An 18,501-nucleotide genomic window follows, 5' to 3' on the forward strand; every position below is an offset into this window, starting at 1 on the left:
TGTGTAATTTGTACAGTAGCCAACAGATTAATCTTGTTGTAATACAACGAAGTGAACATCAAGCGTTATTGAAATTGCGTTTAACTACGCCTAAACGCACTAAATTTAATTAAACGCATACAATGGAATATGGATTGCATACTGCATTATTGCATTTAAATGCGATTGACTGAGCTTAATGAGTAAAAGGACACGAAAAATATGAGTCAGGTGAAGAAAGCCGTCATTCCTGTAGCCGGATTAGGGACCCGAATGTTACCCGCCACAAAAGCAATTCCAAAGGAAATGCTACCGGTGGTAGATAAGCCACTTATTCAATACGTTGTGAGCGAGTGTGTGGCAGCAGGTCTTAAGGAAATCATACTCGTAACCCATGCGAGTAAAAATAGTATTGAAAACCATTTTGATACGTCATTTGAGCTTGAAGCAACCCTTGAAAAGCGCGTAAAACGCCAATTGTTAGAAGAAGTACAATCGATTTGTCCTAAGGACGTAACGATTATGCATATTCGCCAAGGTGTAGCGAACGGATTAGGCCACGCTGTGTTATGTGCACGTCCTCTTATTGGTGATGCACCCTTTGCTGTTGTATTGCCTGATGTAATTATTGACGATGCGGCAAGCAACCCTAAAAAGGATAACTTAGCAGACATGGTCGCTAAGTTTAATACCAGCCGAGTCAGCCAAGTCATGGTTGAACAGGTGCCAGAAGAAGATGTAACCAAGTTTGGTATTGCAGATCTTGATGGTGCTGAAATTCAACAAGGTGAGTCAGCGAAAATTCATAAAATGGTAGAGAAACCTGCACTTGATGAAGCACCGTCTGACCTTGCTGTTGTGGGTCGTTACGTGCTGTCTGAAAAGGTGTGGGACTTACTTGAGTTTACGCCTCCTGGTGCCGGCGGCGAAGTTCAGTTAACCGATGCTATCGATGCATTGATGAAAATTGAGCAAGTGGATGCCTACTACATGAAGGGCAAGAGTCACGATTGTGGTAGTAAATTAGGCTATATGAAAGCGAATGTGGAATATGCTTTACGCCACCCAACGCTGGGCAAAGAATTTAAAGAATACTTATCAAGTGTTGCAGTAAAATAAAAGAAAACGCGCCGTAAGGCGCGTTTTTTGTTTGCAGACTCATAGCAATTAACCGACACTTTCAACGCTACTTAACAACAAACACTCGATCTTCGATTTTTCTCAGCATTTTATCCCCAATACCCTTTACTTCGGTAAGTTCTGCAACCTCTACAAATGGCCCTTTCGTATCGCGGTATTCAACGATAGCTTTGGCCTTTGATATACCTACACCTGGCAAACGTTGTAACTCAGTGACAGTGGCAGTATTTAAGTCAATTTGCGACGCCACAGCGCTGGTGCTATTGCCACTGCTATTTAAAGGCGTGGTGTTAGCTTGAATTGACGGCGCCGCTAAAACAAGGGCGGAGAATACCAATAAACTCGTAATTTGCTTTTTCATGATCTTTCCTCAATTGATGTGTACGGGTTTGTACGCAACCGATATTACTCGGCTTCGGCAACTTGAAAAGACCAGTTTTTGGCCAGTATTTAACGCTGGTTATGCTTCGCAATTTAGCGTGTCTCTTGGGCTTTATCGAAAAATTAGGGCATGGGCATAAAAAAAGCGAGCCTTTGCTCGCTTTTTACTTTGTAACCAAAAAGGCCTTATAGTCTGTCTAGTAAGGCTTGGGTAAATTCTGTGGTACCGGCTTCACCGCCAAGATCACGTGTGGTGCGATCGCCTGACTCAATAACATCTTTTAACGCTGCGCGAATTTTTTCTGCTTTATCACTCATGTTCAAGTATTCAAGCATTTGTGCAGCTGCAAGTACTACCGAGGTGGGGTTAGCAAGGTTTTTACCTGCAATATCTGGCGCTGACCCATGTACAGCCTCAAAAATTGCACAATCTTCGCCAATGTTTGCACCCGGAGCCATACCTAAACCACCAACAAGTCCAGCGCACAGGTCAGAAAGAATATCACCAAATAGGTTAGTGGTAACAATAACGTCGAACTGATGAGGGTTCATTACCAATTGCATACAGGTGTTATCAACAATCATTTCAGTAGATTCGATATCTGGGTAGCGTTCACCCACTTCACGAGCAACTTTCAAAAATAGCCCAGATGTTGATTTAAGGATGTTAGCCTTGTGAACAGCGGTCACTTTTTTACGGCCTTCACGACGGGCTAATTCGTAAGCAAAAGTAACAATTTTCTCGGCCCCATCGCGAGTTACCTTACTCATTGCTTCAGCTTCGTTACCGTCTTCAGACACAACCTGTCCTAGGCCAGAGTACATACCTTGCGTGTTTTCACGAACGGTAATGATATCGATATCTTCGTAGCGAGCTTTCGTGCCTTTAAAAGACAATACAGGGCGTAAATTAGCATACAGTTTAAACTGCTTGCGTAGGCTTACGTTAATTGAAGTAAAACCTTCACCTACTGGTGTAGTTAATGGGCCCTTAAGTGCAACTTTATTTTTCGCGATAAGATCCAGGGTTTCTTGGGGTAATAGTTCACCGTGCTCTTCTAGTGCAACTAAGCCTGCGTCGGCATAATCATAGGCGAAATCACAACCAACCTTATCTAAAATTTTAATGGTCGCGTCAATGATATCCGGTCCGATGCCGTCACCGCGAATGACTGTAATACGTTGCTGAGTCATGTTGAGGGATCCTCTGCTAATTCTGTTGTCAAAATCGTTAGGTTTTAAAATTGTCTGGCAGGAAAGTGCGCCAAAGAAGCCTGCTTCTACTTATAATTGTTGTCTAACCCAAGGAAAGTCTCGAAGCAGCGCCAGAGCCCGCATATTTTATACGATAGCGGGGATAAGTTATAGCCATTCGTAAAGATTAATTTAGTTCACTGAGCATAAAAGGACAAAAAAGATACTCATTAAGCCGCTCGGTGAGACGGGAAATATCGTTTGGTTGTAAAGACAGCGTGCGAAGTAATATGCTTTTCGTTTCTTCGTCGTTACCATGTTGTGAGGGTAGGGGAAAAAGTAACTCTCGTGCTAAGCCAAACGATAACTGCAAAATTGCATGTTCTTTCTTTAGTGACGTTGCCACTTCGTTATGACGCTTCCCAGCTTGATGAATAAGTGCGCGCCAGGTAGCACCCTGATGCCAATGGGTGGCCAGCTCTCCAGCCACAGTATGCCAAGGAGTCTTACCTTTTATTTTAAATGTTCGATGAACCTGAAAATAGTGCGCATGACTAACAGGTAAATGGGTTGCTACTTTAAGGCCCGGCAAGGTGAAAAGCGGCGCACATAAAAATGTGGTAACTAACGCAGCAGATTGAGGCGAAAACCGGCTTGATGTTAGGGTGACCAGTTGCGATGAAATCGCGCATGCCAGCATAGTGAATTGCTTACTGATACCTAAAAGCGGGTAATTATGCTGGGTTAAGCGCTCTATTAGGGCAAACTGTACAAGCATATCGCCTACCCGCTCTAGCCCGTAAGTCAAGATTGCTTGTTTAAGATTAGCGACAGGAAGACGAAGGCGATTATCTCTACTTGCGGTGGTTTTTAAAAACGTACTGAAAGTTTCACTGCGTTCAATTTGTTTACAGAGTTTATTAATTTCAATATGCGGGTTTTGCAAGCTATCTATAATACGCAATAGGGCTGTAGGTGGTTTTTGTATAGCGTACGTTGCGCTAAAAAAAGGCATGCCACCTTGTACATTTCTTTCGGTCTTTAATTCATCATACAGTGCTAGATAGCGGGGAAATTCCACGTGTAGTTGTCTGGGTTGCTGTAAAGTATTGGTTGCCACCCATAACGCCTGATCGCCGTCCTCCATGGCGGCAACATGGATAAGTGCATGGCTTTGCTGTACGTCAATAACCACCGCCGGATAGGCTTTGTAGAAAACCCGTGCACTGGGCATGATGGCACCGATAAGTTTTAACGGACTATACAAAAGCTTTCTGTCAACTGTAGGTATTAACGGCGCTAAATATCCAAGTAGCTTAGTAATATCGTAGGTACTACGACAATAGGTAAATACCGCTGCTAATAGGCTAAACCGCTGCAAGGTATTCAATTTAGCATGGCTTACATGGCGTAAACTTTGTTCACTAAAAAGAACTTTTTGAAGAGATAGCGTTTCCCGCCACAAGGTAAACTTATTGTCGAGCAAATAACGTATGAACGACTTCTTATCGATAGGGAGGGGGTGTTCACTATCGGTCAATTTATTGGCAGCGATATGCGCAGCCACTAAATGTTGTAGGAAGTGGTCGTTGAAATGACTAAGTTTAGCGAATATGGTTAAAGTAAAAAGGTGGCGAGTAAATTCTGAGATGTCGCTTTTTTCATGTTGCAGTAACGCTAGGGGAAGCGCTGGGTGGTTATGCACGAAAGACAGTAACTCTTTGGCCCGGTCTAAGCAGGCGTTAATCGTTACTTGGGCTGAGCTATCCCTTTCTAATGGGGCATCTAGCGACGCAGATAACGCATAGATTCTATCTACATCCATAAAGTCGCTAACTTTGTTGATAGCTTAAATATGCACCTTCACCCCAAGCAATGAGTTTATCGTTCTCAAACAACAATGGCGTGCATTCATCTTGCGTGGTTAGCCCATCCGCTCTCACATGCTGGGTTCTAAAAAACATTACTTGAATGGCTGTATTTCCCTGACGTTTAGCTTCGGTTATATCAGGTGAACCAAGTAACGCAAGAACCTCTTCGCGGGTACTACCTAGCTTTAATTTAGTAATTTGTACACGGTTGTACTCTTCACGATCCTTCCAATCCATATTTTCTGGTTTGTCGGGATAAAACGCGATGACAATAAATACAAATGCAGCGTAAAGTGCTACGCCTGCGAGGATGAGTCGAATTACCTTGGTGTTCATAACCGTAACTTCTTATATTGCTGCTTGATATGCCATAGCGCGGAAACTCCCTACTATACCGAAACGGTATCGAGTACTATCTTAAAACGCTTATATTTCTACAGTGTAACGTAAATTAACGCTGCACTGTAAGTAGTAAACGTAAGGAAATGCTTCAATATCGTTCTTTTATTTCACAACATAACAAGGTTCGTAGGCTGTACCGGGTAACTTCATTCTGTGTTGAGCCACAAACGACTCGAGTAAGGTGTCAATGCGTTGCATTAAACTTTGTTCGCCAGACAACACAAACGGGCCGCGTTCTTTAATTTGCTTTATACCTTCGGCTTTCACGTTGCCGGCCACTATCCCCGAAAATGCTTGGCGTAAAACCACCGCAAGCTCTGCTGGGCTTTGGTCGTGGTGAAGTGCTAATTGGGACATAGTTTCATGGGTGGGGATAAATGGGTGCTGAAATGCGTCTTCAATTTTTAACGACCAGTTAAAACTAAACGCATCACCCATAGCCACACGAAATTCTCTCACTTTTTCCAGCCCAGCGGTCATGACGCGGGCCACATCTTGCGGGTCATCTACGATAATTTGATACTTTTCCTGCGCCTCTTTACCTAACGTAGCACCAACGAACGCATCTATGGCTTCAAAATATTGCTCAGAGCCAGCGGGGCCTGTGAGGATGAGAGGGAAGGGTTGCTGGGCATTTTTATCATTCATTAATATGCCAAGAATGTAGAGCAACTCTTCAGCGGTACCTACGCCGCCTGGGAATATGATGATGCCATGGGATAGGCGCACAAATGCCTCTAACCGTTTTTCAATATCAGGCATTACAATAAGCTCATTAACAATAGCATTCGGCGGTTCTGCTGCTATGATACTGGGCTCAGAAATTCCTATATAGCGGCCTTCGTGATAGCGCTGTTTAGCGTGGCCTATAGTTGCGCCCTTCATGGGGCCCTTCATTGCTCCTGGACCACAACCGGTGCAGATATTGATTTTTCTTAGGCCCAGTTGGTAGCCAACTTCCTTGGTGTATTTATATTCTGTTTGATTAATTGAATGGCCCCCCCAGCACACGACTGTGTTGAGGTTATCATTTCCCTCTAACGCGTTAGAGTGCCTTAGCATATCAAACACCATATCGGTGATACTTTCATTATCTGCTGGCGCACTTTGATGTAGAAATGCATATTTGTTGCCCATAAAGAGTAAGTCACGAAGCACAGAAAAAATGTGTTCGTGTACGCCTTTAATTAGCTCCCCATCGACAAAGGCAACCTCCGGTGGGTTAATAAGCTCTATCTTAACGCCCCGTTCTCGGCGCACTAAGCGGATATCGAAATCGTGATAGGGCGCAAACAATACTTCGAAATTATCTTCATCTACGCCGCTATTTAGTACGGCTAAACAGCAATTTTTGAACATCTGAAAAAGCTGGCTATTGGCGGTATCCTGAAGCTGCGAAACTTCAATTTGTGATAATTGACTCATCCAGCCTACGGGGTTTAGTTGCACTTTATTCATACTGCTACTTCCTAATCTGAGACTATTTGATTACGCCCTTCGCGCTTCGCTTTATAAAGAAAGCTATCAGCACGTTCAAATACGGTATCTGGGGTATCGCCTTGTTTAAATTGCGTGGCGCCAAAAGAGGCGGTGATGGTAACTTTCTCTTGTTTGAACTTAAATGGAAGTTGGGCTAAGGAGCTGCGTATAGTTTCTAACCTATCAGTTAGCTGCTTATTGCTAACATCAGGAAGTAATAGCACAAACTCCTCGCCGCCCCAGCGAGCGATAAAGTCGCCAGGAGACAAATGCTGCTTTAAGTGGCGGCCCACCACTTGTAATGTTCTATCTCCAGCGGCATGACCAAATTTGTCATTTATTCGCTTAAAGTTGTCGATATCCACCACCGCCACAGCGAGGTTTTGCCCACTTTTTTGCCATTGCTGATAGGCATGGTTGAGTTTTTCGTTATACGCTTGGCGATTAGGCAGCCGAGTGAGCGGATCGGTTTGGTTCTGTTTAACTTGTTCCGCCAGTCTCTTTTTATAGGTTTGGGTTTGCCGTTGTAATTTAGTAATTTGGGTTTGCATAGAGCTGAGCAATTCCAACAGGTGGGCGTGCCCTTCGCTATCGTTTTTACTTTGCTGGCTTAGGGTGTTAGCGATATGCTTTACGGAAAACTGGGTGTATTCTTTTAACGATTCAAATGACTCACTATGGTGTACCGCCTCTTCGATGTTCTCGATGTGCGACTGTATTTCAGCGCTGCTCGCTTTTCGCTGTTCATACTGGCTGCGGCTATCTTCCACACTAAGTTGAAGATCACTGCTTACTTTGTCTAGCGATGAATGCAGCCCTTGTATAACCTTTCCGGTTAAACTTGCTTCTGACATCGCATCTTGAACAATCATCCGTAATACAACTACGCAGCTTTTTAACAGCCCATCTTCATCCATGCCTTGGCTAAGGCGTGCCTTAATATCTATAAGCTGGGGGTCATCGGAACGCTTTTGCGCATAACTTTCAATAAGTTGGTTTAACTCAGCTAAAATTGATTGATATAAAGGGTTAGCTATTTTAGCCGCCTCACGCCCCTCATCCTGAGGGGGCAAAGAGGGGGTAAGTTTTGCGGCTAAAGCATTTTGATGTAAATCGATGGCGTGTTGAAACAAGCGGTACAGGCTAAATATATCGCCGGTAGGTTGATTCAATGCAATAAGTTGCTCAGTGGCTTTTTTCTTCAGCTGTTCATCGTCAAACACCGCCTTTTGTAAGGCTTTTATTGCGCTTTCTAATTTAGCCACTGTGCTGGAGGCATACTTATTTAACGTAACTTCTTGGTGCTGAATAGCCCGGTTAAGCTTATTAATACTTACTGTCGCTAAGGTGAAATTAGGCGTACCGGAAAGGTGTCTGCGTAATACGATAAGCTCCTTATCAATATCGCTGGAGAAGCCTTCGTAAAAAGCAGACAGTCTCACTATAAACTGAGACAGTAAGCTATTTTGTTGTTTGTAGCTGTTAACTTGTTTTGCGTCCATAAATGCGTTCTTAGTTCCGCTTAATATTAAGCCTTCTAACCTAACCTTGCGCTAATAAGTAAAGGGTTATTGTCGTGCCTGACGATGATTTGCAAACGGCGCCTCAAAATTAGAACGGAACGGGTTGATATCTAATCCACCTCGACGGGTGTAACGCGCGCACACGGTAAGTTTCTCTACTTTACAATGCTGCATGATGTCGCAAAAGATACGCTCTACACATTGTTCATGAAATTCATTGTGTTGGCGAAAACTAATTAGGTATTTCAACAGCCCTTCATGATTAATAGCAGGTCCTTCGTATCGGATAGTGACGCTGGCCCAGTCGGGTTGGCTTGTAATCAAGCAATTCGATTTCAGCAAGTGGGAAACAAGATGCTCTTTAACTGGGGTGTCCGATGATGCCGTATTTGTAAGGAATTCAGTAGACGGCGTATATTTGTCTACTTCTATATCAAGCTCATCAAGCAATACACCGTCAAACTCTTTAAACTGCAAACTGGCAAATTGGTTTGGGAGAATAAGCGTTACCTTAACCTTGCCCCCCGCGCAGTGTGAAAGATCTTGCTCAAGTACTTTCCTTACCTCGTCGGCGCTTGCAAAGGTGCTTTGATTAAAACTATTGAGGTAAAGCTTAAACGACTTTGACTCTATAAGGTTGGGGGACGTAATAGGGACATTACATTCTAAAATGGCAACCTGGGGCTTTCCTTTTACCGTCAACCACGATAATTCATAACCTGTCCAGGTATCAGTGCCGGTAAAGGGCAAATCGTCGGCAGAAAGTGATAGCGTATCTCTGCTTAGGCTTCTCGGTACGCCTTGCAATAATGCAGGGTTATAATGAAACTCGTAATCTACCTGTTTGCCGAGAGAAAGGTTATCAGGTGCCGAGATAACGATTTTATTACTCACATTTTCAGTCATAAAAGCCTTGGAAAAATAAAGTCTGTACTATGCACGTGCTTGACTCACGCTGCTTTATCTATAGTGTAACGCAAAAATATCAGCGTAACGTAATTATGGATTCAACATTCGATAAACAGCTCGATCAATTTGTCGCCGCCTTCGTTTCTTATCATCAAGAGGGAGAGCGAAACTTGCTTATTTCTTACGATCCCAAGTGGCCTTCTCCCTGTTATCAAGGGGAAGCAAATAACGATGGGAGCGTTGCCTGGATGCCTGTACGCCAAGCGTCTCCAGCCACCTTTAGTAATGTAGAAGAGGCACTGGGGATCAGGTTAAATGCCGAATTTTGTGCTTTTTTCTCCCGTTATTACAGTGACAACCTTTCTGCGATGGCGCCACAAGGACAATGTGAACTTCTGCAAGTGTTCAATAGTGACGATCTTGTACGATTGCAACAAAACCTTATTGGTCACCTGTTAATGAAAAAGCGACTTAAACAGGAACCAACCTTATTTTTCGCACTTACTGACGAAGAAGACTATGTACTTAGCGTTTTAAATCGTACCGGGGAAGTCGTATTAGAGCAGGTAGGCCGCCCTCCCAAGGACGTAGTTGCTGAGAGCCTAGGCGCCTTTATTTCCTCGCTATCTCCACGCTAAGAAGTAATGTTTGTACGGTGCTTACTTTTGGCTATCTAATAGTGAGCGGATTTGTTGTTCTAATCGTTGTACAGTTGCTTCTAACGCATCCACTTTGCGGCTAAGTGAAGCCAACGAAGGCTCTTTATCTTTTGGTTTAGCTTTGCCTTGGTTCTTTGAAGTGGCATTAAAGTACTTAATTGCGTCTATAGCTTCTGTTACAGACACTTTAAACGGTGCTTTAGCACGCAGTAAACCGACAGTAGGTGTAACGCCTTCCTCGGCCATATCGCTACATACCTGAGCAAGTTGCTGTGAATTATTGTTCTGCATAATATCCTTTAAGAAGTTAGTTGCGCTGGTGCTAAACCCTACGTAGATGCAGGCAAGCTAAGGCGCTATTTTAAACTGAAGCGAGGCTAAGCGGATAGCGTAATTGACTAAAGAATTGTTTATTTCACTATTATCTGATCGCTCAAATTCCTCTGATTATTTAAATGTCAATTAAAACAATGGGTTGAAAAGTTGGTCTTATTATTGATTGTAAAAGTCTTTTCTACCACTTTATGGTTTTTACAACCTAAAAAAATAACATAAAAAAGGAATCTATATGAAAGCTATTCTTCTGTTCGCCTTGGTGGCCTCAACGGTGCTTCTCTCTGGTTGTGTTGTATCGGTTGGCGGAGGAAGTGACAGCCATTATGGCGGTGATTGGGAAGATCGTGAATATAACAACCGACAACACATTGCGAACTTAAATAAAGGCGAGTCGTATGAAGGAGTGTTACGAAAAATGGGTGTAGCCGATTTCAACGAACTGTATGAAAAGCAAGATGGCACATATCGCGTATTATATTATCGCACCCAAAAGACCATGTCAGACGGGATTACCACAAAGGATGAGTGTACGCCTCTTGTATTTAAACAAGGTGAATTAGCAGGTTGGGGCGATAGTGCGTATCGGATGATTCATTAATGTGTTAAGTAATTGTTAACATGCGTGTTCAATTACCGTACAGTGAAGGTTTTCGATGAACCACATTGCTATGCGTATTAGATAGGGAGAAAAAATGAGTACGATGTTAGGTAATACCACAATTGTGCCAGAGGTAGCCCGGCTTAAAGCGGTGCACCTTGGCGTTGACGACCTCAAAGTTGCAGCGTCTATTTTATTTAATGCGTATGTTGACGACCCTTTGTTCGCTGACATTTTCCAAGCGGAAAAAGAAGGTTATGAAAGCCGTCTTCGCTCAGCAATTCGTGAAGAGCTTAATGCATTTTGGGTGGCGGAGCAGCCCATGATTGGTTTGTTCCAAGAGCGTCGACTGCTAGCGGTTGCGTGTTTAACAGGTCCTGATGCTGCCTTTGGTGCGGGGCGTTATTGGCATTGGCGGCTGCGAATGCTTCTTACCGCCGGCTTGTTTGGTACCAAACAAATGCTTGAGAAAGAAGAGAAGGTACGTAACTTAGTACCTGCTGAGAATTTTCATATGCTGAGCTTTATCGCGGTTCATCCGGATTATCAGAAGCATGGCTTAGGGCATATGCTGTTAGGTGCAATTGATAGTGTGGTAATTGAAGATGAAAGCAGCGAAGGCGTTGCAGTTTTTGTTACTGTTGCTAAGCATAGGGCATTTTTCAACGATGATAATTACCAGGTGGTAGGAGAACTAAGTTTATCTCATGTTAAAGGTGAGGTGATGTTCCGCAAACGCGAAGACGTAACGAGTGCAAATTGAGTACGCGTTACAGGTATTGATGAGCATGGCGAATAGGTAAAAACGTACCATGCTCATCAATAGCAAAATTAGTCTAGGTAATTAGTAATTTCATCACCCATCTCTGTTAAATGTGTGCGTTCCAGTTCGAAGGTTTCTAAAAAATTTGCGAAAGATTTTTTATCATAGGTGCCTGGGTAGAAGGCTTCGATAGCAAGATCACCATCGCTGTCGATGTAATATCGGCCTGCAGCAGCTTTTGCATTCAACTGGTTTATTGCTTTTAAAAATCCGTTTCTATTACTTTTTGAATAGTCATTACCACCAAAAAAGCTAGTTACAAGCATGCCGCCACGATATTTTTTTATGAAGAAATTTAACTCTGTACTGTGAGTTGCTTTCATTCTACTACTGTTCATTGATATGTCGTAGCCTTCAAACTCTAAGTGAGCTTGTACACTGCTTGCGTTAGCAGGGGGATCAGCTGCCACTGAAGTAAAGTTCAACGCCAGTACTAAACCAAGACCAATATATTTAATCTTCATCATCTCTCTCACTATTTGGTTAGAATATTTATTTCAGAGGACTGACAGGTGGCGGTGTAAATACTGATATCGCACAACAGTCCCTTGAGTGGTGTTAAAAAGTTTATGTTCCTAATAACGGATTAAGCCGCTACTTTTTTAAGCATATGTTATTGAAAATGATAAATCTATTATTAACTGTGTTTTAATTAAAGAATGAATGAAAGGCGTTATCGTGGAAATGCGTTAAGAAATTCATCTGCACAAGTGGGCTTGCCTAGGAAGAAACCTTGAACGCGGTTTACATTTAACTGTAGTAGGGTTTCACGTTCAGCTTCAGATTCGATACCTTCGGCTAAGGTTAATGCCCCTGTTGCATGGGCTATATTGGTAATAGATGCGACGATTGTTTTGTTAATCGGGGTTTGATGAATGTTACGCACAAAGCTCATATCTATTTTAATTTCATCGGCTTCAATTTGCTGTAGATAACGCATAGAAGAGTAACCTGTGCCAAAATCATCTAACGCAATTTTAAAGCCCATCGCTTTTAATCTTCTTACACTGTGTAAAAACCTATCGTGATCCTCCGACATAGCACTTTCAGTAATCTCAAAGGTAATAGCGTTAGGGGCTAGTGAATAGCGGTTAAGCAGTGTTTCTAAGTAAGGGAAGAGAGATTCCCGATTTACATCATGAACCGAAAGATTAATAGCCATTGAAAAGCCATCGAGCGCCGCGATATTACTGTGAAACCACGCAAACGCCTTCTTTATTACTATCTTGGTAATGGGATAGATATTTCCAGTTTGTTCGGCAAGGGGAATAAACTCTGCAGGGGACACAAACCCGCGTTCGCTGTGTTGCCAGCGAATGAGTACTTCGCCACCCACCAAACTGTTGTTGTTAGTTGTAAACTGGGGTTGGATAAATAAAGTAAAACTTTCTTTTTCTATAGCATCTTGCAAATCTGTTAGGAGTGCAACTTGTTCACCAATACGTAAATCTTGGTCTTGCTGATACAGGTTTATGGGCTGAGATTTATCACTATTTAACGCTACCAGCGCTTTGCGGTAAGCTTCATAAATAGCTTGCACGGTTTGCTGCTTGTTATTACGCGGCATCTCATCAAAGCTAATAGCGGCAATACCCGCCCGGCTGTTAATGCGGATCATAATGCCATCAAGTTCCACCGACGTTTCGGCAATGCCAATCAGCTTTTGCGCTAATGTTTGGGTTGCGTTAGCTTGGTGGGTCATGATGAGTAAAACATCATCTGGCAGCGTGATCATATAGCTACTTTTCTTTTGCCCTACATCGTAAGTGACCACAAAAGACGCTTTGGCCAGCTCAGTTTCGATTCGTTTAACAATTTCACGGTAAAGCAATTTGGTTTTCTGTGGGCCCAAGTGACTGGAAAGCTGCTCAACGCCCTCTAGCTGAATTAACAACAGACAGCACGGCTTTTCTTGCTCGTTGGAAACTTGAAAATAACGGCTACTGAAGTAGGGAAGATTAGGTTGCAGCGTGCGAGGATCGGTAAATGCGTATTTAAACGATAAATTTTCCGCATATTTTAGCCTATCGGCAAGGGCTACAGATAAGAGCGTTAATTCCAATAACACACCTATGAAAAATGCATGGTAGGTAAGCAGGTTCAAAGGCAGTATGCCAATACGCGCGCACAGAGCTATTAATGCGCCAATAAGTAGACAGCTCCAAGATAGAACAAAAAACCGGGCTGGGTGAAAGCCCTTTTTCCACGCCGAACTAGCAATGTTTATGCAAAATGCCCCTGCGGCAAGCTCTAGTAATAACAAACCCAGCATAACTTCGTTGGTATAGGCGGAAAAAGACGCCACTATAAAAAGCACGATTAATATGTCTAGCACGATGCGATATCGCGATAAACGAGGGGCATGTTCATTTGCCATCAAAAAGCTCATAGAGAACTGAATGAGTAGCCATAAGAGAATAAAGCTTAATAGTAAGATATGACTACCTAACCAAACCTGCATAGCAGGGGGCCATATTAATTGGCCGAAACCGTGAAATGCAGAAAAGTAGACGAATGCGACTACATAGAAAATAAGATACCAAACGTAGGAACGAGAGCGGGAAATCAAATATATAAAAGAGTTGTATAATGCACCACCAAGAAGTAAAGCAATACTAGCCCCCCAAAATATCAATTCAACTTGATGGTAGTTCTCAAAATGCTCCAGCTCATATAAATCTATTAGCATTGCTGGATTAGATAGGCTTCTGATATAAACAACCACCTCATATGTTTCGTTTCGCGATACATCAAACCTAATTGATTGGTGGCTCTTATAACCGGGCTCATTAGGTCGGCTATCTTTAAGCCCTAACTTTTTATGGGTAATAATGTGCCCTTCACTGTCCATGATAAAAGCATCAACATGCCTAACAATAGGGTTAATAATTGAGAGCACTAATGTATCTTTTGTTTTTTGGGTAAATGCAGCGGTGACAGAAAAGGAGAGCAGGCAGCGGGTATAGTGGCGCCCACTTGATACGTTGGTAGACTCAACAGATAGGCGAGATTTTAACGCCGGGGGAAGAGATATATGGTGAACCGCATTAACGTTGTTTTGGCAAGACAATACCTTTTCTGATATCGCTTTTTCATTGAGATTTATTTTTTCGAAATCATCAGATATGACAAGGTGGCCGTTATCAACTTCTTGCGCATATGAATGGTTGGAGTGAAAAATTACATTAAACGTTAAAACAACAATAAAAATAGCATAATACAGAGAAGAAACAGATGTACTCAACGTGTAGATTCTCCTTTTATTGTGCCTTAAAAAATGCTTTCGCCAATTTCAGCCAGGTGCCAGTGTTATGAGAATAAACGCTGATACTAGATTATCCTTTATCGAAGTGATTTCTTTGAAGAAGTATAGCTGAGCTTTCAGGTTATACAAATCAAATAGATAGCTGTTTTAGCTAAAAATTATATGAAAAGGTAAATAGCGAGCCCCAATTTAATTTACCCAATGGCATATGCTTAACAGTATTTTTTTCTATTCCGACGTATGGCTTTAACACTTCGATATTTTCATTATTCCGATATACTCCCCTCCAAATTACGCTGCCCTAGTTGAAGAGAAAAAAGAATGGCATTATGTGAAGATGTGGTAAAACGAGTGTTCATTCTTGGGCTTTGTTTTTCGCTAATAAGTTGTGGTTCAGATAATGTGGAGTCTCAAGGTGTCCCCGCGGTAAGTGAAGACACCGTTAAAGAAGAGATCATTACGCCAGCAACGGCCACGGTAAGTGTGGATATTCAATTATTGTTCGATGAAGATATAGCCGAGAACTTACTTCAATCAACCCCAGAAAACGTGAACTTTCCCTTAGGCCTTAAAGCGGCGTTCGATATTGAGTATAAAGGGGCATTTCGGGTAATTGCCGAGGGAGAATCTAATTCTAACTTTGCAGTGGGTGCCTTAGGCTATAACCCTGATAATAATAGCATCTATATGGCAGGACACTCTCACCACAACGCTATAGCCGAATTCGCTATACCGTCAGACTTGTCGCTAGAGCCGGAAGTGATAAACCTTCCCCATGCTGCCGTACTGCAAGACTACGTCACTATTCTAGATAAAAAAGATGTGGGTCGCACCACTGATAGAATAAACGGCATTTTATACTACGACCAGAATTTACTGGTGAGTTCTGAAATTTGGTACGATGCATCGGCACAAAATACAGATAACTTACAAGTTTTCACCAATGCGATGGATTTAGCTTCTTCGAACTACAAAGGCATGTTGAAACTGGAAGGGGCCGCAAAAGCCGCTGGATACATGTCGAAAGTCCCTGCAGAGTTGGTTGATACCCTTGGTACTGAATACCTAGTGGGTTGGGCTTCAAACTACTCTATTACCTCGAGGTATTCACAAGGGCCCAGCCTTTATCGTTTCAACCCCAGAGATGCCATAGATGCTGAGGTTACTCTTGATACTCATATCGCAACAGATCCACTCATGGTCTTTCCCCTTGCTGAAGGTACACAGCTTGTTGAAGGGGGGAATGAATTTATAGAGGATATATCGCCCATTTGGGGCCCGGGGTCGCAAGCTATGTATGGGTTTATTGTACCTAACACCCACTACTTTCTTGCAGTGGGAAGAAGCGGAGGCTTACATAGCGGGTATGGATATAAAATTACCCAAGATAATGGCAATCTTTGTGGTGGTCCATGCCCGTATGAAAGTGCCGATGTTTATAACTATTATTGGCTATTTGATATTAACGATATGCTCACGGCCGAAGAGCCTTGGCTCGTTAGACCTGTAAGTTATGGGAAATGGAGTCATCCCTATGACGAAAGTGGTGCTCACGTCGTCATTGGCGGAACATTTGATGAGCAACGCAATATGCTATACCTCGCGCTTTCTGGCGCAGGGCAGGTGGCCAATTATGACAGGCCACCGCTCATTGTAGGGTACCAAATAGCGGCGAAAAGCCCATAGCGAAACTTTGAAGCTAAAGCGAAGCGTGTATATAGAGGGATATCGCTATTTACTGCGTTTTAATTATCGTCCCCGTATATACAGGCTAACGTATAGCGGTCCTTAAAAAAGCACAGTTTGAGTGGGTAATAGGGCTTTGTCGAGCTTATGTAGATGACTTTGTAGGTATGCTTTTTATAACTAACCCACCAAGTGAGTGACCAACAAAATGCACTTTAGGCGCGTTGATCACACACTCATTAATTTGTTTAGTGGTTTGTGCAAGCACTGACGCTACACTTTCGCCGATTGTCGCATAGTCTAAAAGACAAACCTTATAATTGGTTTTTTTCAGTCGCTGAGCAAATTTCCACATAGCCCAGTCGCTTCTACCTAAGCCGTGCGCAAGCACCCCTAGTTCATCGTTAGGGCCGTATGATGGTGGGGGAGCGGAAGAATAAGCGCAGTCTGTTGTGTTAAAAAGCATAAGTAAAATAACAATGGTGGATATTATTCGTGCCATTAACCGGCCTCTATTTTTACGCATCGCACAGATAACATATGACTTTTGAGCAATTTAGTTCGGCGGATCTGCCCCTTATGTGAATTCCACCACGAATAAGCAAGGGTTCTTGCAAACGCCTGTTTTTCTGTAGCACTGGTATTTGACCAAAACTCAGTATACATCCCCTGTGTTATATACCAGTTGCCCAGCTTTACACCGGCCGCTGTGGCATTAAAGCCATATTTGTTTACCTGAGACTGGTCAAAAGCCTTAAATAGGGTATTGGGCTGTTCGGCTTTTAACCTAATAGCGACATCATCTTTTCCTCGCCATCCTTCTTTATGAAGTGACTTGCCACTTATGCCGATACTTTTTTCTAATGCTTTCCAATCGCTGTCTGATGCAACCCTCCAACCTTCCGGGCAAAGGCCTCTTGGATTTGACACGTCATGCCAGTCGTAAAGTCTACCGAACCGTAAAAGGTTTTGTTCATCATCATTTGGAATAAACCCGGTAGCCACGGGTGTCCCGTCTTGAAATTTTGTTGTTCTTAGATTTTCAGCCAGCCATATTTGCGCACCAATTTTCACCGTATGATAAGACTGCCCGTCAATATCGACAATATTATTAACGGTTTCTTTAGATAACTTATCGAGAATATTCGCATTTTCATTAGCAGCGAATGTATTTAGCGTGTTCATAACAATTCCTAATAATAGAAAAAGCGCAGTGTTTAACTTTTTTTTAAGCATGGTGTTGGTCAGTAAGCAACGCTATAGCGGCCAGTTAAAAGATACTTGGTCTTCAGACAGTGCCCATAATTTGGCTGACACCTTAGTGTCTAAAACAAATGACTCAAGCTTACATTCACCCACCGGGCCACTGAAATTCATAAATCCAGTAGGACCGTAATAGGCCCGTTCTTTTAAATTGTCTTCTGTGGCGCACATTACCTCGGGGTAGGCACCTTTTTTAGCGCTTTGAGCAAGACCAATTTTCACCATAAAGGCCCAAGAAAGGCGAGTCATGGTACTTGCACTTTCTCTGATTAAGGATGTTTTAGAAGCGCCTGGATGACATACGTAAACCTTCACTTGTTTACCGGAAGCTTTAATTTTCCTTTGTAGTTCGTAGGCAAACATCATTTGCGCTAACTTACTTTGGCTATACACTTTATTTGGGTGGTAATTTTTATCCCAATTCATATCATCGAACTGTATGGTTCTAAGCCCCATTTTATGTCCCTCACTAGACACTACAACAATGCGACCTTGAGACTCGTCTATTCTATTAAAGAGCAACCCACACAATAAAAAGTGACCGTAGTGGTTAACGCCTAACTGGCTTTCAAACCCATCCACAGTAAGTTGCTGCTTGGCAACCTGGGCAATCGCGCCATTACATAGTAATGCGTCAATTTTTGGAACCTTGCTTAGTGTTGTTTTGGCAGCCTCTTTAACGGAATCTAGATTGCCTAAATCCATGACGATATAACTAACCCGAGCCTCTTCACCAAACTCCCGTTTTAAGTCAGCGATGGCCGCTTCAGACTTATCAGCGTTGCGATTTAGCATTACAACCTTGGCGCCTTTAGACAGTAATATACGCGATGCCTGATAACCCGTTCCTGAGTTAGCGCCAGTAATCACATAGGTTTTGTTATGGAGCGAGCCAATCAGGTCGGGAGTCCATCCCTGCGGGCCAAATTGATTTGAAAGAGACATAATTAACCTTCCGATAAGTTGTTTAGTAATTTTTCATATGTGCACTAT

Annotated in this window: 18 protein-coding genes; 5 read left to right on the plus strand and 13 right to left on the minus strand. The window is 42.7% G+C overall.

All coding sequences use genetic code 11. The features are described from left to right. Positions 1 to 201: 201 nt before the first annotated feature. Positions 202 to 1,098, plus strand: a complete 897-nt coding sequence (gene galU, locus GTH32_RS00940; protein ID WP_163083358.1) for a UTP--glucose-1-phosphate uridylyltransferase GalU — start codon at positions 202 to 204, stop codon at positions 1,096 to 1,098. A 67-nt stretch (positions 1,099 to 1,165) separates the two neighbouring features. Here the strand turns inward: galU and GTH32_RS00945 are convergent, their stop codons facing one another. From GTH32_RS00945 to queF, 7 genes are all read right to left on the minus strand, one after another. Next, positions 1,166 to 1,480, minus strand: coding sequence for a ComEA family DNA-binding protein (locus GTH32_RS00945; protein ID WP_163083359.1), 315 nt, complete (start codon positions 1,478 to 1,480; stop codon positions 1,166 to 1,168). Between the two features lie 206 nt (positions 1,481 to 1,686). Beyond that, the gene (locus GTH32_RS00950; RefSeq protein ID WP_163083360.1) at positions 1,687 to 2,694 is read right to left on the minus strand and encodes an isocitrate dehydrogenase; all 1,008 of its coding nucleotides are present in this window, start codon (positions 2,692 to 2,694) and stop codon (positions 1,687 to 1,689) included. A 187-nt stretch (positions 2,695 to 2,881) separates the two neighbouring features. Then, on the minus strand, positions 2,882 to 4,519 hold the full coding sequence (locus GTH32_RS00955) for a histidine kinase (protein WP_163083361.1): 1,638 nt from the start codon (positions 4,517 to 4,519) through the stop codon (positions 2,882 to 2,884). Positions 4,520 to 4,526: 7 nt separating this feature from the next. Further along, entirely contained in the window at positions 4,527 to 4,901 is a 375-nt protein-coding gene (locus GTH32_RS00960) for a DUF3192 domain-containing protein (protein ID WP_163083362.1), read from the minus strand. Between the two features lie 168 nt (positions 4,902 to 5,069). Then, on the minus strand, positions 5,070 to 6,425 hold the full coding sequence (ppnN, locus tag GTH32_RS00965; protein ID WP_163083363.1) for a nucleotide 5'-monophosphate nucleosidase PpnN: 1,356 nt from the start codon (positions 6,423 to 6,425) through the stop codon (positions 5,070 to 5,072). Positions 6,426 to 6,436: 11 nt separating this feature from the next. After that, positions 6,437 to 7,948 carry a GGDEF domain-containing protein gene (locus GTH32_RS00970; RefSeq protein ID WP_163083364.1) on the minus strand — a complete coding sequence of 504 codons (1,512 nt, stop codon included), beginning with the start codon at positions 7,946 to 7,948 and terminating at the stop codon, positions 6,437 to 6,439. A 66-nt stretch (positions 7,949 to 8,014) separates the two neighbouring features. Continuing rightward, on the minus strand, positions 8,015 to 8,875 hold the full coding sequence (gene queF, locus GTH32_RS00975) for an NADPH-dependent 7-cyano-7-deazaguanine reductase QueF (RefSeq protein WP_163083365.1): 861 nt from the start codon (positions 8,873 to 8,875) through the stop codon (positions 8,015 to 8,017). Positions 8,876 to 8,904: 29 nt separating this feature from the next. On the opposite strand from queF, the gene syd reads away from it, so the two are divergent. Next, on the plus strand, positions 8,905 to 9,516 hold the full coding sequence (syd, locus tag GTH32_RS00980) for a SecY-interacting protein (RefSeq protein WP_246223087.1): 612 nt from the start codon (positions 8,905 to 8,907) through the stop codon (positions 9,514 to 9,516). Between the two features lie 21 nt (positions 9,517 to 9,537). Here syd and GTH32_RS00985 read toward each other — a convergent pair whose 3' ends face one another. Beyond that, the gene (locus tag GTH32_RS00985; RefSeq protein ID WP_163083185.1) at positions 9,538 to 9,828 is read right to left on the minus strand and encodes a hypothetical protein; all 291 of its coding nucleotides are present in this window, start codon (positions 9,826 to 9,828) and stop codon (positions 9,538 to 9,540) included. A 277-nt stretch (positions 9,829 to 10,105) separates the two neighbouring features. Between GTH32_RS00985 and GTH32_RS00990 the strand changes: the two genes are divergently transcribed. Together GTH32_RS00990 and GTH32_RS00995 are read left to right on the plus strand one after the other, a co-directional pair. Then, complete coding sequence (locus tag GTH32_RS00990) at positions 10,106 to 10,471, plus strand: DUF3192 domain-containing protein (RefSeq protein WP_163083366.1); 366 nt, start codon at positions 10,106 to 10,108, stop codon at positions 10,469 to 10,471. Between the two features lie 94 nt (positions 10,472 to 10,565). Next, positions 10,566 to 11,234, plus strand: a complete 669-nt coding sequence (locus GTH32_RS00995) for an N-acetyltransferase (protein WP_246223088.1) — start codon at positions 10,566 to 10,568, stop codon at positions 11,232 to 11,234. A gap of 68 nt (positions 11,235 to 11,302) precedes the next feature. Here GTH32_RS00995 and GTH32_RS01000 read toward each other — a convergent pair whose 3' ends face one another. Further along, positions 11,303 to 11,761: a hypothetical protein gene (locus GTH32_RS01000; protein WP_163083367.1), complete on the minus strand. Its 459-nt coding sequence runs from the start codon at positions 11,759 to 11,761 to the stop codon at positions 11,303 to 11,305. A 206-nt stretch (positions 11,762 to 11,967) separates the two neighbouring features. Continuing rightward, on the minus strand, positions 11,968 to 14,538 hold the full coding sequence (locus tag GTH32_RS01005; protein WP_163083368.1) for an EAL domain-containing protein: 2,571 nt from the start codon (positions 14,536 to 14,538) through the stop codon (positions 11,968 to 11,970). A gap of 342 nt (positions 14,539 to 14,880) precedes the next feature. Here GTH32_RS01005 and GTH32_RS01010 point away from each other — a divergent pair, with 342 nt between their 5' ends. Continuing rightward, on the plus strand, positions 14,881 to 16,245 hold the full coding sequence (locus GTH32_RS01010) for a hypothetical protein (protein ID WP_163083369.1): 1,365 nt from the start codon (positions 14,881 to 14,883) through the stop codon (positions 16,243 to 16,245). 145 nt (positions 16,246 to 16,390) lie between these two features. Here the strand turns inward: GTH32_RS01010 and GTH32_RS01015 are convergent, their stop codons facing one another. The 3 genes from GTH32_RS01015 to GTH32_RS01025 all read right to left on the minus strand — a co-directional run bounded on the left by GTH32_RS01015 (position 16,391) and on the right by GTH32_RS01025 (position 18,453). Beyond that, a complete protein-coding gene (locus GTH32_RS01015) occupies positions 16,391 to 16,747 on the minus strand; it encodes an esterase/lipase family protein (protein ID WP_203565303.1) in 357 nt (118 codons plus the stop codon). Next, positions 16,747 to 17,430, minus strand: coding sequence for a fibrobacter succinogenes major paralogous domain-containing protein (locus GTH32_RS01020; RefSeq protein WP_163083370.1), 684 nt, complete (start codon positions 17,428 to 17,430; stop codon positions 16,747 to 16,749). Before GTH32_RS01020 ends, GTH32_RS01015 begins: the two co-directional genes overlap by 1 nt. Before the next feature lie 72 nt (positions 17,431 to 17,502). Beyond that, complete coding sequence (locus tag GTH32_RS01025; protein WP_163083371.1) at positions 17,503 to 18,453, minus strand: SDR family oxidoreductase; 951 nt, start codon at positions 18,451 to 18,453, stop codon at positions 17,503 to 17,505. Between the last annotated feature and the right edge of the window lie 48 nt (positions 18,454 to 18,501).

This window comes from Alteromonas profundi, from assembly GCF_010500865.1.
In the GTDB taxonomy this organism is placed as follows: domain Bacteria; phylum Pseudomonadota; class Gammaproteobacteria; order Enterobacterales; family Alteromonadaceae; genus Alteromonas; species Alteromonas profundi.